Genomic DNA, 14,259 nt, shown 5'->3' with positions numbered 1-14,259 from the left:
CCTGTCCAGCCCGAAGGAGCCGTCATGGTCCATGCGAACAGCCTCGCCCCGCAACCCGGTCTGGGCCTGCCGCCGCTGGGCGCGCCGGGCATGGTCGCGCTGATCGCCCTGATCCTGGGGACGCTGGCCCTGGGGGTGGTGCAGGGTCCGGCGATGGGTGCGCTGTTCCTGATCGGGGGGGCGTTGGGCATCGCGCTCTATCACGCGGCCTTCGGCTTCACCTCCGCCTGGCGGGTCTTCATCCTGGAGGGGCGGGGCCGCGGTCTGCGGGTGCAGATGCTGCTTCTGGCGATCGCGGTGGTGCTGTTCTTTCCCGCGCTGGCCTCGGGGACGCTGTTCGGCAACGATGTGCGCGGCCTGATCTCTCCGGCGGGCCTGGGCGTTCTGGCGGGGGCCTTCATCTTCGGCATCGGCATGCAGCTGGGCGGCGGCTGCGCCTCGGGGACGCTGTTCACCGCGGGGGGCGGCAATGCGCGCATGCTGATCACGCTGGTCTTCTTCATCATCGGCTCGGTCATCGCGACGGCGCATTTCGACTGGTGGGCCGGCCTGCCCGCGCTGGAGCCGGTGGCGCTGTGGCAGCCGCTGGGCCCCTGGGGCGGCATCGCGCTGTCGCTGGCGATCTTCGGTGCCATCGCCGCGCTGACCGTGGCCGTCGAGCGTCGCCGCCACGGCGCGCTGGAGCAGGCCCCCGAAAGCCCGCGCCACGGGCTGGCCCGCTGGCTGCGCGGGCCATGGCCGCTGGTGGCGGGGGCGGTCGCGCTGGCGCTGCTGAACTTCCTGACGCTGGCGATCTCGGGGCGGCCGTGGGGCATCACCTCGGCCTTTGCGCTGTGGGGTGCCAAGATCGCCCAGCCCCTGGGTATCGACGTCTCGGCCTGGGGCTACTGGCAGCGTCCCGCCAATGCCGAGGCGCTGCAGTCCAGCGTCTTTGCCGACATCACCTCGGTCATGGATTTCGGCATCATCGCGGGGGCGATGCTGGCCGCCGCGCTGGCCGGGCGCTTCGCGCCATCGCTGAGGATTCCGCTGCGCTCGGTGCTGGCGGCGGTGATCGGCGGGCTGATGCTGGGCTATGGCGCGCGAATCGCCTACGGCTGCAACATCGGTGCCTATTTCTCGGGGATCGCTTCGGGCAGCCTGCACGGATATCTGTGGGTCATCGCGGCCTTCGCGGGCAACGTGCTGGGCGTGAAGATGCGGCCGTGGTTCTTCATGGAGCGTCGCACCAGCCGGGCGGATGGCTGACATGGGCTGGCTGGACCCGGTCGACGCCTATTGCGAACGCACCGGGCCGGACTACTGGTCGGAACCCGTCAACGCGCTGACAAACCTGGCCTTCATCGCGGCGGCGCTGATCATGGCGGGTCGGCTGCGTGGGCCGGGCATGGGCATGGGACGGGTGCTGGCCGGGGTGCTGTTCGTGATCGGCGTGGGCTCGTGGCTGTTCCATACCCATGCGAACCGCCTGACCGGTCTGATGGACGTGCTGCCGATCCTGATCTTCATCCTGCTCTATGTCTTTGCCGCGACGCGCGACTTCCTGGGCGCGCGGCCATGGGTGGCGGCGCTGGTGACGGCGGGGTTCCTACCCTATGCCGCGCTGACCGTGCCGCTGTTCTCGATGGTGCCGGGGCTGGGATCGTCGGCGGGCTATGCGCCGGTCCCGCTGCTGATCCTCATCTATGCGCTGCTGCTGCGATATCGGCTGCCCCGCATCGCGCGGGGTCTGGCGGTCGGGGCGGGGGTGCTGATCCTGTCCCTCACGTTCCGCACGCTGGATCAGGCCAGCTGCGCGGTCCTGCCCATGGGCACGCATTTCCTGTGGCACATCCTGAACGCCGTCATGCTGGCCTGGATGATCGAGGTCTGGCGCCGCCATCGCAGCGACGCCAGCGCCTGAAACCCGCCCTCAGCCCGGATCGGCCGACAGGCCCAGGCTTTCGATGGCATGCACCGCGCAGGCCTCGTCATTGTCCGACGTGTCGCCGGTCACGCCCAGGGCGCCGATGATGCGGCCCTCCTGCCGGATCAGCACGCCGCCCGGCACCGGGACCAGCATGCCGCCCGCCAGGGCGTTCATCGACTGGATGAAATAGGGCTGGGCCTGCGCCCGGTCGAACAGCGTGCGCGAGCCCGCGCCCATCGCGACGGCGCCCTTGGCCTTGCCCTGCGCGATGTCGGGGCGCATGGGGCTGGTGACATCCTCGCGCAGCAGCGCGACCAGATGCCCGCCGGCATCGACCACCGCGACCGTCAGCGGGTTCAGGCCAAGCGCGCGGCCCTTGTCCAGGCAGGCATCGGCCAGCTTGCGGGCCATGTCCAGTGTCAGTGTCATCGGTTCCTCGCCTTTGCTATGGTCGCAGGACCATGCCATCCCCTGCCGGGACATGCCAGCCGCGGACGGCTTTCGCGTCCGCCCGATCGGCGCTAAGCCTGCGGGACGGGGCAAGGGATATGGGGCCGATGCGGGTTGATCTGATCATCTTCGACTGCGACGGGGTCATCGCCGACAGCGAGGTGCTGTCGGCGGAGGTGCTGATCGACCAGCTGGCCGGGCTGGGTATCGCGGTGACCGCGGAGGACGTGCGGCGCGACTTCCTGGGGCGCAGCTTTCCGACCGTCGCGGCCAGCATCCGCACGCGCTTCGCCCGCGATCTGCCCGCCGATTTCGAGTCCACCTATCGCAGCCGCCTTCTGGCGCGGTTCGAGGCCGGTCTGGCCGCGACGCCGGGCTTTCCCGCCATGCTGGCGGCGCTGGACCGGCCGGTCTGCGTCGCGACCTCGTCCAGCCCGCCGCGGGTGGCGCGGACCCTGTCGCTGCTGGGACTGACCGACCGCTTCGGCCCGCATGTCTTCACCGCAAGCCAGGTGGCGCGCGGCAAGCCGGCGCCGGACCTGTTCCTCTTCGCGGCCGACCGCATGGGCACGCCGCCCGCCCATGCCCTGGTGATCGAGGACAGCGCGGCGGGGCTGGAGGCGGCCCGGGCGGCGGGCATGCGGGTCGTCCATTACACGGGCGGCGCGCACCTGGCGGGCCTGCCCGGCGATCCGGACGCGCCGGGCCTGGCCTGCTGGTCGGCGTTTCCGGCCCTGCTGGCGCGGCTGGGGGCGGGGCGGTGAAACTCCTGAAAATGCCGGGTAATCGGGGGCCGGGGTAACGGTCCGCTAACCTGTGGCGTGCTAGCCGGGGGATCGATGCCATTCACGATCCACCTCGAAGGAGGGGCCGCATGCCGCTACCGTCCATGTCCATCCGTGCCAAGCTGGCCATCTCGGCCGCCGCGCTGACGGCGCTTGCCGTCCTTGCGGTGATCGCGCTGACCACCACCCTCATGTCGCGCGCCGCCATGCGCCAGGCCGAGGATCAGGCCCGTGCGATGATGGGCGAATATGCCGCGACCCTGACCCGCGAGATGAGCGGGGTCACCGAACTGGTCCGCACCGGCGTCGCCGCCGTGGAGGGGGTGATGGTGCAGGCCCAGCCCGACCGCGACCTGCTGGGAGAGGTCGTGACGGGCATCCTGGAGACGCGGCCCGACCTGGTCGGCATGACCCTCGCGCTGGAACCCGACGCCTGGGGGCCGGACAGCGCGGCGATCGGGCATGCCTATTCCGACGCGGCCGGGCGCTTCGTGCCCTATTTCTATCACATGCCGGACGGCACCGTCGCGGTCGAGCAGCTTGACATGAGCCCCGAGGCCGGGACCGACAGCTGGTATGCCCGCCCCATGCGCGAGGATCGCAGCCTGATCACGCCACCCTATCTCTATGCCGTCAACGGCGGGGACGTGCTGATGGCCACGGTCAGCGGGGTCGTGCGTCCCCAGGGCCGTCCCGTGGGCATCCTGACCGCGGACCTGTCGCTGGCGCAGCTCTCGGCGCGGATCGACCAGCTGCGTCCCTTCGGTGAGGGTCGGGTCCGGCTGATCAGCTCGGGCGGGCTGTGGATCGCGCATCAGGACGCCGCCCTGCTGGGGCAGGCCGTGTCGGATGCCGATCGCGCGCTGTTGGACGGGGCGCCCATGCATTACGCCACCGTCGGCGGCGCCGAGATGATGGTCCTGCACGCCCCCGTCGATTTCGTGGGCGTCGAGGAGCAGTGGACTTTGGTCATGCAGGTCCCCCGGGCCACGGTGATGGCGCCCGTCGCGCAGATGCGCGAGCGGGCGGTGCTGGCCGCGGTGCTTCTGCTGCTGGGAACGCTGGCGGTGGTGTGGTTCGGGGCGCGCGTCGTCTCGCGCCCGGTCGAGGCGCTGACGGCCGCCATGCGCCGTCTGGCCAAGGGCGATCTGGACACCCCGATCCCGCATGCCGACCGGCGGGACGAGCTGGGCGCGATGGCCGGGGCCATGCAGGTCTTTCGCGGTCACGCCCAGGAGGCGCGCCGGCTGGAGGCCGAGGCATCCGCCCATCGCGCCGAGCGCGAGGCCGCCGCGCAGGCCGAGGCCGACCGCCAGTCCCGCGTCGTGCGCGAGATCGGCGCCGGGCTGGAACGGCTGGCCGCGGGCGACATGACGCACCGCATCGACAGCCCGGCGCATGATCCCTTTCCCGAGGGCTATGATTCGCTGCGGCTGGCCTTCAACGGCGTGGTGTCGCGGCTGGCGCAGACGATCCGCCGCATCGCCGACGTGGCCCAGCAGGTCCGCGGCGGCGCGGACGAGATCAACACCGCCGCCGGAGAGCTGTCCAGCCGTGCCGAGACCCAAGCCGCGACGCTGGAGCAGTCCGCCGCCGCCCTGAACGAGATGAACGAGAGCCTGCGCCAGACCGCAGGCCGTGCCCGCGACGCGGAGCTGGCCAGCAGCCAGAACCGCGACATCGCCCGGACCAGCGCCGCCGTCGTCTCCGAGGCGGTGGGCGCCATGCGCGGCATCGAGCGGTCCTCCGAGCAGATCACCCGCATCATCGGCGTGATCGACGACATCGCCTTCCAGACCAACCTGCTGGCGCTGAACGCGGGCGTCGAGGCCGCGCGGGCGGGCGAGGCGGGACGCGGCTTCGCGGTCGTGGCCTCCGAGGTGCGGGGGCTGGCGCAACGCGCCGCCGAGTCGGCGCGCGAGGTGCGCGGCCTGATCTCGGAAAGCGCGGCGCAGGTCCGCAGCGGGTCCGAACTGGTCGGCCGCACCGGCGACAGCCTGGCGGTGATCGTCCGGAAGGCCGCCGAAGTGTCAGAGCAGATCGCGGGTATCGCCCAGGCAGCGGCGGATCAGTCGGTGGGGCTCTCCGAGATCAACACGGGCGTGAACCAGCTGGACCAGGTGACCCAGCAGAACGCCGCCGTGGCCGAACAGGCGACCGCCGCCTCGATGACCCTGCGCCAGCAGGCCGAGGCTCTGTCGCGCGAGATCGGCGCCTTCACGGTCGATGGCATGACCGCCGAGCCTCTGAGGCCGTCGCTTGCGCCCGACTTCGCGGTCGAGGCGCGCCCGATACGCCTGACCGGAACGGGGCGGACGTCGGTGATGGAGTTCTGACGGCTTCGGGGATACGACGTTGCCTCACCGGCGCCCTCTTGCAAATGCGACCGGATGACGCCATAAAAGGAAGGCGGGACCGGGCCCCTCTGGCGCGGCAATCCAATGCGGATTGCTTCGCGATGTCGGACCGCATCGAGCGTGCTCGGTGCATCGGCGGCCCAAGTCTGCTCCCTTGCACGGTGCGTCAATCACACTGATGAGGGTATCGTGGATCTTCTTCTGACCGAATTTCTCGGCAAGCCCATGTGGATGTGGCTGCTGTTCGTTACGGTGGTCATCGCGCTGCTGGTTTTCGACCTGGGCGTCCTGAACAAGGACGACCATGAAATCGGCATCGCCGAGAGCCTCAAGCTTTCTGCGATGTATATCACTCTGGGTCTTGCCTTTTCCGGGTTCATCTACTGGTCGATGGGCGGCGAGGCGACGGCGCAGTACCTGACCGCCTTCATCGTCGAGAAGACGTTGGCGATGGACAACATCTTCGTCATCGCGCTGATCTTCAGCTTCTTCGCGATCCCGCGGGAATATCAGCACCGGGTGCTGTTCTGGGGCATCCTGGGCGTGATCCTGCTGCGCGGCATCATGATCGGCCTCGGCGCGACGATCGTCGAGAACTATCACTGGGTGCTGTACCTGTTCGCCCTGTTCCTGATCTTCACCGGCATCAAGATGCTGTTCGCCAGTGACGACCATACCGACATGGCCGACAACAAGGCGCTGAAGTGGCTGCGTCGCCGCATCCGCGTCACCGACGAGCTGCATGGCCATGCCTTCACGGTCAAGCTGCCCGACCCCAAGACCGGCAAGCTGGTCCGCTGGGCGACGCCGCTGCTGTTGGCGCTGATCGTGATCGAGGTCGCGGATCTGGTCTTCGCGGTCGACTCGGTGCCGGCGGTGTTCACGATCACGACCGATCCCTATCTGGTCTACACGTCGAACATCTTCGCGATCCTGGGACTGCGCGCGCTCTACTTCGCGCTGGCGGCGATCCTGCACCGCTTCGCCTATCTGAAATACGCGCTGTCGATCCTGCTGATCTTCATCGGCTCCAAGATCTTCATCGCGGATCTGATGGGCTGGGAGAAGTTCCCGCCGGCCTGGTCGCTGGGCATCACCTTCGTGATCCTGACCATCGGCGTGGTCGTCTCGCTGGTGAAGACCCGCGGTCAGGCGCCCGAGCCGCTGCCCTTCGGCGAGAACCGCAGCTGACGAGAAGACGGATCGGCGGCCCCTTGGGGCCGCCGATCTGCATGTCGGACGTGCCGACCACCGCGGACGCCATGATTTCGGTCGGCCTGCTGCACGCCCGACTTGGCGCGGTCTGGATGCGACCCCGACCGTGCAGCGACCGTGCGCAGGCGGGGTTGCGACGGGGCAAGCACACCATCCCCAAGACATTCCAATCGCGCCTTGACTAGTGCCGGCTGCATGGACATGTGATCGCACATCCGTACCGCCGGGCCTGTGGGCTCGCCTTGTGCGGTCCGACGTCGCCTTCAGTTCAACAGTGCGCGGGCCAGATTGATCACCGCGAGGATCTGCTGCGTTTCCGCGTCGACTCGATAGACCCGGTCGCCCGCCCGGTAGTAGCGCCAGCCGTCGCGGCGCTGCAGATCGAAGCGGGCCGGGTCGCGCACCGGGACGTAATCGCCGATGCGCAGACGGTCGCCCACGTCGCGGCCGTATCGGATCTCATGGTGGCGTGCCTGTCCGGGCGGCACGCAGGCGGGGGATTTCTTGGCGAGGCCCGGCGGACAGCCACGCGCCTCGTGGCGGGCATGATGTCCCCGGTCGCGGTCATGGCCGCGGCCCTTGCCGGGATCGGCCGATACGCTGCCCGCGAGGGCGATGGTCAGGGCGGCGGTGGCGGTTGCAAGCAGGCGCAAGCGGGACATGGCGATCTCCTGTCATGACGGACCATGTCATAACGACGCAGGCGGCGAAGGGAGCCGGGACGGCCTTCCCAAATGCGTGAGGCGGCGGGGAACCGCCGCCGCGCCGTCGGTTCCTCAGCCCCGCGCGGCCTCGCGTGCGGCATCCTGCAACTGCCGGAAGATCGCATAGCGACGGTCGTGCATCGCACGGATCGCCCCGTCGCGCGGGGCGAAGCGGGCGTCGAAGCGCGACATGCGGGCCATGGCGTGCGGGATGTCGGGCGCGATGCCGCCCGCCACCGCCGCCAGGATCGCCGAGCCCAGCAGGACCGGCTCCTCGGTCTCGGGTCCGGCCAGGGGCAGGCCGGTCGCGTCGGCCAGCAACTGCCGGATCATCGGGCTGCGCCCGGCGCCGCCGCTGATCACGATGCCCTGCACGGGCGCGCCCGCGGCGGCCTGGGTCTCGACGATCTGGCGCAGCCCGTAGGCCAGCCCGCAGAGCCCCGCGACGTAAAGCGCGATCAGGCTGTCCAGGTCGCGCTCCATCCCCAGCCCCGCAACCACGGCGCGGCTGTGCGGATCGGCATGGGGGGCGCGGTTGCCCAGAAACTCGGGCACGACATGCAGCCCGCCGGCCAGATCGGCAGGGTTGTCGCCGGCCCGCGCCTCGGCCTGACGGGCCAGCCAGGCGGGTAGGGACAGCCCCTCCTGCTGCGCCTGGCGGGTGGCCTCGGGCGCGTGGGGGTGGTGGTCCAGCAGCTGCTCGATCGCTGCGCCGGCGGCGGATTGCCCGCCTTCGTTCAGCCAGAGGCCCGGCACCATGGCCGAGAAGTAGGGACCCCAGACCCCCGGCACGAAGACCGGCTCGCGCGTCGAGGTCATCGTACAGGAGGAGGTGCCGAAGACATAGGCGAGGTTCGCCTCGGCCCCACCGCCGCCCTCGGGTCCGACCGAACCGATGCCGCCCGCATGCGCGTCGATCAGCCCCGCCGCGACCGGCGTGCCTGGGCGCAGCCCCAGATCGCGCGCGGCCTGGGCCGTCAGACCCTGGCCCAGGGCCGAGCCTGCATCGACGACCCGCGCCCCGATCCGGGCGAAACCGTCATCGGTCAGATCGCCCAGGCCCACGGAGCGGAAGTAATCCGCGTCCCAGGACCGTTCATGCGCCATGTAGGTCCATTTGCAGGTGACGGTGCAGATCGACCGCGCAAGATCGCCGCTGGCCTTCCAGGTCAGGAAGTCGGTCAGGTCCATGAACTGCCAGGCGGCGGCATAGGTCTCGGGGCGGTGCTCCTTGAGCCAGAGCAGCTTCGGCGTCTCCATCTCGGGAGAGATGCGCCCGCCGACATAGTCCAGCACCCGGTGCCCGCCCGCGTTGATGCGTTCGGCCTGTTCGACCGCGCGGTGGTCCATCCAGACGATGACGTTGCGCTCGGGATGCGCGGCGTCCCCCACCGGCAGGGAGGCCCCTTCCGGTCCCAGAACCACCAGCGAGCAGGTCGCGTCGAAGCCGATCCCGGCGATCTCCTCGGGCCGCGCGCCGGCCTGCGCCAGGGCGGCGCGCACGGCACGGCAGACGCCGGCCCAGATGTCGGCCCCCGACTGTTCGGCGATCGAGCCGCCCTCGCGGTGCATCGCGATGGGGTGGGCGGCGCTGGCCGTCATGAGGCCCTGGGCGTCGAAGACGCCGGCGCGGGCGCTGCCGGTGCCGACATCGACGCCGATCAGGAAGCGGGGGTCTGACATGGGGGCCTCCGGGGGCTTGTCGTCACAGATCGACGCTGTTGGGCAGGATGACCAGATCGCGGATGACGACGCCCTTGGGGCGGGTCAGCATGAACAGCACGGCCTCGGCCACCTCGCGGGGCTGCATCAGCGAGCCGTTGGCCAGCGCCTCCTCCATCTTCTCCTTGGGCCAGTCGTCCAGCAGGGCGGTGACCACCGGGCCGGGCAGGACCGCGCCCATGCGGATGCCCTGCGGCGCGACCTGGCGGCGCGTCGCGTGCAGGAAGGCCTGCACCGCGAATTTCGACGCGGTGTAGATCGGCTCCCAGACCACCGGGACGACGCCCGCGACCGAGCTGGTCAGGATCACGTCGCCCGCGCCGCGCCCGATCATGCCGGGCAGGACGGCGCGCACGCTGCGGAAGGCGGCGTTGATGTTCAGGTTCAGCATGCGGTCCCACTGATCGGGGTCGCCCTCGGCCGCGGGACCGCCGACATAGGCGCCGGCATTGGCGTGGAAGATGTCCAGCGGCCCGACCAGCGCCTCGATCCGCGGGGCCATGCCCGAAACCTGCGGCCCGTCCAGCAGGTCCACGACCAGCGGATGGGCCTGGGGCCCCAGCTGGCCGCAGAGGTCGTGCAGCCGGTCGGCGGCGCGGTCGATCAGCACGACCTGGGCGCCTTCCTCGATCAGGATGCGGGCGCATTCCAGCCCGATCCCCGATGCCGCCCCGGTGATGGCCGCGGTCTTGCCTTGCAGTTTCGCCATGATGGTTCCTTTCCGTCAGGCCCGGCCGTTGCTGGCCCGGGAGCGTCGCGCCAGCGAGTCGACGATCACCGCGATGGCCAGCACCGCCCCCGTGATCATGTAGCGCAGCGACGAGCTGAGATTGAGAAGCGTGAGCCCGTTCGAGATGGCCATGATGACCAGCACCCCCAGCAGCGCCGACCAGGCCGATCCGCGCCCGCCGAAGAGGGACGTCCCGCCGATGACCGCCGCCGCGATGGCGTTCAGGTTCACGTCGCCGGTGCCGGCCTGCTGGCTGGCCGAGGCCAGGCGCGCCGCCGCGAAGACCCCGCCGAGCGCCGCCAGGCTGGAGCAGATGACGAAGGCCGACAGGCGGATGCGCCGGATGTTGATGCCCGACCGGCGCGCGGCCTCGGCATTGCCGCCCACCGCGAACATCCAGCGGCCCCATTGCGTCCGGGTCAGCGCATAGTTCAGCGCCGCGACCGCCAGCACGAAGATGCCGAACATCAGCGGCACGCCGCGGCCGCGCTCCAGATACCAGACCGCGAAGATCAGCGCCGCGGTCAGCAGCACCGCCTTGGCCAGCGCGACGCTGAGGCCCGCGGCCGAGAGGTTCGCGGCGCTGCGGCGGCGGTTGGTGCGGATCGCGCCCAGCACGATCATGGCGCCCGGCAGCAGCGCCGCCAGATAGGCCGCCCAGCCCGGCAGGATCAGGATCTGCCCGAAGCGCACCAGCGAGGAGGTGAAGGGCATGTTGATCGACCCGGTCGGCCCCAGCAGGTAGAGCTGCGCCCCGAGCAGCGCCAGCAGTCCTGACAGCGTGGCGACGAAGCTGGGCATCTCGAACTGGTTGCGCAGGAAGCCGTAGATCAGCCCGACCGCCGCCCCGGTGGCCACCACGGCCAGGATGGTGACCGGCAGGGGCATGCCCGCATTGACCCACAGCACCCCGGTGATGGCCGAGGCCAGGCCGCTCATGGAGCCGATGGAGAGGTCGATCTCTCCCAGCAGCAGCACGCAGACCACGCCGAGCGCGATGAAGCCCACGGCGGCCGCGTCGAACAGCAGGTTCACCAGGTTGTTCGGCGCCAGGAAGACCGGGTTCAGCACCGTGAACACGGTCGAGATGATGACCAGGCCGACGATCACGGGCAGCATGCCCAGATCGCCCGAACGGACCTGATCGACGAAGCCGCGCAGCGCGCCCGCGATGCCCGCGTCGTGGCGGACCCGGCTGTCGGCGCGGTCGAGTTGGGTTGGCTGGGTCACGACTGGCCCTCCATGATGTCCATCTTGCGCGCCGCGCGGCGCGAGACCGAGTTCTCGCTGGCGCCGGTGATGGCGGCGACCAGCTCCTGATGCGAGCTTTCGGCGGTGAAGACGCCGTTGTTGCGGCCAAGCCGCAGGACGACGATGCGGTCGGCGACCGCGCGCACGTCCTCCATGTTGTGCGAGATCAGGATGACCCCGTGGCCGCGGTCGCGCACCCGTTCGATCAGGTTCAGCACCTCGGCCGTCTGCGCGACGCCCAGGGCCGCGGTGGGTTCGTCCAGCATGATGATGTGCGGGTCCAGCAGCAGCGAGCGCGCGATGGCCACCGTCTGCCGCTGACCGCCCGAGAGCGAGGCGATGGGTTCGCGCACCGAGGGGATGCGCGCCGCCAGTTCCTGCAGCAGGGTCCAGGCGCGGACCTCCATCTGCACCTCGTCCATGTGCAAGGGAGAGAGTTCGTGGCCCAGGAACAGGTTCGCGACCACGTCCAGGTTCTCGCACAGCGCCAGGTCCTGAAAGACCGTGGCGATGCCCAGCTCCAGCGCGCGGCCGGGATTGTCCAGCGTCACGGGCCGGCCCAGATATTCGATCGTGCCCGAGGTGGGCTGATGGACGCCGGCCAGCACCTTGACCAGCGTGGACTTGCCCGCGCCGTTGTCGCCGACCAGGGCCACGACCTCTCCGGCATGGACGTCCAGGGCGATGTCGTCCAGCGCGGTGACGGCGCCGAACTGCTTGCCCACGCCGCGCAGGCGCAGGATCAGGTCGCCCTTGGCGGGGCTTTCGGGTTTTCGGGACATGATGACCTCTCTGGGCGCGGGGACGCGCGGCGGCACGGGCCGCCGCGCGCGGGCGTCACTGGATTCCCAGTTCGGCGCAGGCATCCGCGTATTCGGCGGTGCAGACCTCCTCGGCGGTCTGGATGCCGCCGTCGAAGATCACCTCCTTGATGTTCTCGCGGGTGACGACCTCCGGGACGAAGAGCTGCGAGGGCGTGGCGTATAGCTCGGTCGTGGGCTCGGGCGTCTCGCCGTTCAGCAGCTGGACGGCCACGTCGGCCGCGGCCGCGGCCACGATCTCGGAGGGCTTGGAGATGGTGTTGTACTGATCGCCCGCGATGATCAGCTGCAGCGCGGCGATGGTGGCGTCGTTGCCGGTCACCGGGGGCAGGGGGTCGGTGCCTGCGGCCTTCAGCGCGGCGATAGCGCCGCCACCGGTGCCGTCATTGGCCGCGACGATGCCGGTGATCTGGTCGCCGAAGCGGGTGATCTGGCCCGCCGTCCATTCCTGCGCGCGCGGCGGCGCCCAGTCCGGCGTGTCGTATTCCGACAGCGTCTTGTAGGGCGACGCGTCCAGCGCGCGGTCGATGCCGTCGCGGATCAGCCCCGCCGCCGCATCCGTGGGAGAGCCGTTGATCTGCAGCACGCCCGCGCCCTCGGGCACGCCCTCGGCCTGCAGATGCTCGACCAGCGACTGCGCGATGGCATAGCCGATGCCCTCGTTGTCGAACGAGACGTAGAAATCGGCCGGCGTGTCCGGGATCGGCCGGTCATAGGCGATGACGCGGACATCCTGGGCGCGCGCGATCTCGACCAGGGCGGCGGCCGCGGCCGAGTCGACCGGGTCCAGCACCACGACCGTGGCGCCCTGCGCAAGGACCGAGTTGAACTGCTGCTGCTGCAGCGCCACGTCGCCGTTGCCGTTCTGATAGATCAGCGTGCAGTCGGGGCATTTCTCGGCCATGGCGGCCTGGAAGCCGGGCCAGTCATGCTCCTCGTAGCGGGTCGATGCCTGGTCGGGCATCAGGAAGGCGACGGTCTGCGCCGCCGCTCCGGTTGCGGCAAGGCCGAGCGCCAATGCCGAAGTCGCTGCAAGCGACGTGATCCTGGTCATGCTGTCTTCCTCCTCAACAGGGCCTTCGCCCGTCACAGGAAGGGCCGCGCGCCGCCGGTCATGCCGGGTCGCCGCCGGTCCTCCTCCCGCACATCCTCCAACGCGCCATCGGCGGCGCGACTTAGCGCAACCGATTGCGCAAACTTGCTCCATCGGTTGAACCAAGTCAAGATGGGATTTGCGGGCCGGGTCGGCCCTGACGAAAGGGACAGGTCATGGACAGGGATTCACGGCGCACGACGATCTACGACCTGGCGCAGCTGGCCGGGGCCTCGCCCAGTGCGGTCAGCGCGGTCCTGAACGGCACCTGGCAGAAGCGTCGAATCAGTCAGCGCCTGGCCGAACGGGTCAAGGCGCTGGCCGAGGAGCAGGGCTATGCGGTCAACAGCCAGGCCAGCCTGCTGCGCCGGGAGCGTTCGCATATCGTCGGCATGATCGTCCCGAAATACGACAACCGCTATTTCGGACAGATCGCCGAACGGTTCGAGGCCCAGGCCCGCGCCAGGGGGTTCTTTCCCGTGGTCACCTGCACGCAGCGCGACCCCGAGCTGGAATTCGAGGCCGCCAAGGAGCTGGTCTCCTGGCAGGCGGAATGCGTGATCGCGACCGGGGCCACGGACCCGGACCGGATCAGCGGCTTCTGCGCGGCGGCGGGGGTGCAGTCGATCAATCTCGACCTGCCGGGGACGGCGGCGCCGTCGGTGATCTCGGACAACTTCGCGGCGGCGCAGGCGCTGGCGGCGGTGATCCTGGACCGCTGCGACGCGCCGGGACCGCTGCGCTTCATCGGCGGGCGGCCGGGCGATCACAACACCGCCGCGCGCCTGCGGGGGTTTCTGGCCGAACATGACCGCCGCGGCATCGCGGTACCCGAGGATCACCGGATGATGCCCGGATATTCCGCCGACAAGGTGGCGCAGGCGCTGGCGGGGTGGTGCCCGGAGGGGCCGGTGGGGCTGTTCGTGAACTCGACCATCGCGCTGGAGGGGGTGGTGCGCTGGATCGCGGAGCTGCCGCAGGGGGCGGGGCCGGTGCGCTATGGCTGCTTTGACTGGGACGCCTTCGCCGCGCGGCTGCCGGGCAATGTCGGCATGGTCGAGCAGGATGTCGGCACGATGCTGACCCGCGTCTTCGACATGATCGGCGCGCTCGACCTGGCCCCCGCGGCCACGCTGGTTCCCTGCCTGATGCGCTGCACCGGCTGAGCGGAGGCACCGCCGGGCCACGACAAAATGCCGCGCGGCATCACGGCCCTGTCGAA

13 protein-coding genes are annotated in these 14,259 nt (G+C 70.2%); 6 read left to right on the top strand and 7 right to left on the bottom strand.

The features are described from left to right. Window positions 1-24: 24 nt before the first annotated feature. Window positions 25-1,248, top strand: coding sequence for a YeeE/YedE family protein (locus AACG61_RS11395; RefSeq protein ID WP_411837250.1), 1,224 nt, complete (start codon window positions 25-27; stop codon window positions 1,246-1,248). Between the two features lies 1 nt (window position 1,249). Next, complete coding sequence (locus tag AACG61_RS11390) at window positions 1,250-1,903, top strand: ceramidase domain-containing protein (protein WP_411839502.1); 654 nt, start codon at window positions 1,250-1,252, stop codon at window positions 1,901-1,903. A 9-nt stretch (window positions 1,904-1,912) separates the two neighbouring features. Here the strand turns inward: AACG61_RS11390 and AACG61_RS11385 are convergent, their stop codons facing one another. Then, window positions 1,913-2,338 carry a GlcG/HbpS family heme-binding protein gene (locus AACG61_RS11385; protein WP_411837249.1) on the bottom strand — a complete coding sequence of 142 codons (426 nt, stop codon included), beginning with the start codon at window positions 2,336-2,338 and terminating at the stop codon, window positions 1,913-1,915. A 128-nt stretch (window positions 2,339-2,466) separates the two neighbouring features. Here AACG61_RS11385 and AACG61_RS11380 point away from each other — a divergent pair, with 128 nt between their 5' ends. The 3 genes from AACG61_RS11380 (at window position 2,467) to AACG61_RS11370 (ending at window position 6,692) form a co-directional block, all read left to right on the top strand. Continuing rightward, entirely contained in the window at window positions 2,467-3,123 is a 657-nt protein-coding gene (locus AACG61_RS11380; protein WP_411837248.1) for an HAD family hydrolase, read from the top strand. A gap of 110 nt (window positions 3,124-3,233) precedes the next feature. Beyond that, window positions 3,234-5,480 carry a methyl-accepting chemotaxis protein gene (locus AACG61_RS11375; RefSeq protein WP_411837247.1) on the top strand — a complete coding sequence of 749 codons (2,247 nt, stop codon included), beginning with the start codon at window positions 3,234-3,236 and terminating at the stop codon, window positions 5,478-5,480. Window positions 5,481-5,690: 210 nt separating this feature from the next. Beyond that, window positions 5,691-6,692, top strand: a complete 1,002-nt coding sequence (locus AACG61_RS11370) for a TerC family protein (protein ID WP_411837246.1) — start codon at window positions 5,691-5,693, stop codon at window positions 6,690-6,692. A 287-nt stretch (window positions 6,693-6,979) separates the two neighbouring features. Here AACG61_RS11370 and AACG61_RS11365 read toward each other — a convergent pair whose 3' ends face one another. The 6 genes from AACG61_RS11365 to AACG61_RS11340 form a co-directional block, all read right to left on the bottom strand. Further along, window positions 6,980-7,378 carry a hypothetical protein gene (locus AACG61_RS11365; RefSeq protein WP_411837245.1) on the bottom strand — a complete coding sequence of 133 codons (399 nt, stop codon included), beginning with the start codon at window positions 7,376-7,378 and terminating at the stop codon, window positions 6,980-6,982. A 114-nt stretch (window positions 7,379-7,492) separates the two neighbouring features. Beyond that, on the bottom strand, window positions 7,493-9,103 hold the full coding sequence (locus AACG61_RS11360) for an FGGY-family carbohydrate kinase (protein ID WP_411837244.1): 1,611 nt from the start codon (window positions 9,101-9,103) through the stop codon (window positions 7,493-7,495). Between the two features lie 22 nt (window positions 9,104-9,125). After that, window positions 9,126-9,851, bottom strand: coding sequence for an SDR family oxidoreductase (locus tag AACG61_RS11355; protein ID WP_411837243.1), 726 nt, complete (start codon window positions 9,849-9,851; stop codon window positions 9,126-9,128). Between the two features lie 15 nt (window positions 9,852-9,866). Next, complete coding sequence (locus AACG61_RS11350; RefSeq protein ID WP_411837242.1) at window positions 9,867-11,102, bottom strand: sugar ABC transporter permease; 1,236 nt, start codon at window positions 11,100-11,102, stop codon at window positions 9,867-9,869. Further along, the gene (locus AACG61_RS11345; RefSeq protein WP_411837241.1) at window positions 11,099-11,905 is read right to left on the bottom strand and encodes an ATP-binding cassette domain-containing protein; all 807 of its coding nucleotides are present in this window, start codon (window positions 11,903-11,905) and stop codon (window positions 11,099-11,101) included. The genes AACG61_RS11350 and AACG61_RS11345 overlap by 4 nt, the downstream gene beginning before the upstream one ends. Before the next feature lie 55 nt (window positions 11,906-11,960). Next, entirely contained in the window at window positions 11,961-12,998 is a 1,038-nt protein-coding gene (locus AACG61_RS11340) for a sugar ABC transporter substrate-binding protein (RefSeq protein ID WP_411837240.1), read from the bottom strand. A gap of 215 nt (window positions 12,999-13,213) precedes the next feature. On the opposite strand from AACG61_RS11340, the gene AACG61_RS11335 reads away from it, so the two are divergent. Then, window positions 13,214-14,203 carry a LacI family DNA-binding transcriptional regulator gene (locus AACG61_RS11335; protein WP_411837239.1) on the top strand — a complete coding sequence of 330 codons (990 nt, stop codon included), beginning with the start codon at window positions 13,214-13,216 and terminating at the stop codon, window positions 14,201-14,203. The last annotated feature ends 56 nt before the right edge of the window (window positions 14,204-14,259 follow it).

This window comes from Paracoccus sp. ME4 (assembly GCF_046736325.1).
Classification (GTDB): domain Bacteria; phylum Pseudomonadota; class Alphaproteobacteria; order Rhodobacterales; family Rhodobacteraceae; genus Paracoccus.
The sequence above is the reverse complement of the archived record's forward strand: the minus strand, read 5'-3'. Positions and strand labels throughout refer to the sequence as shown.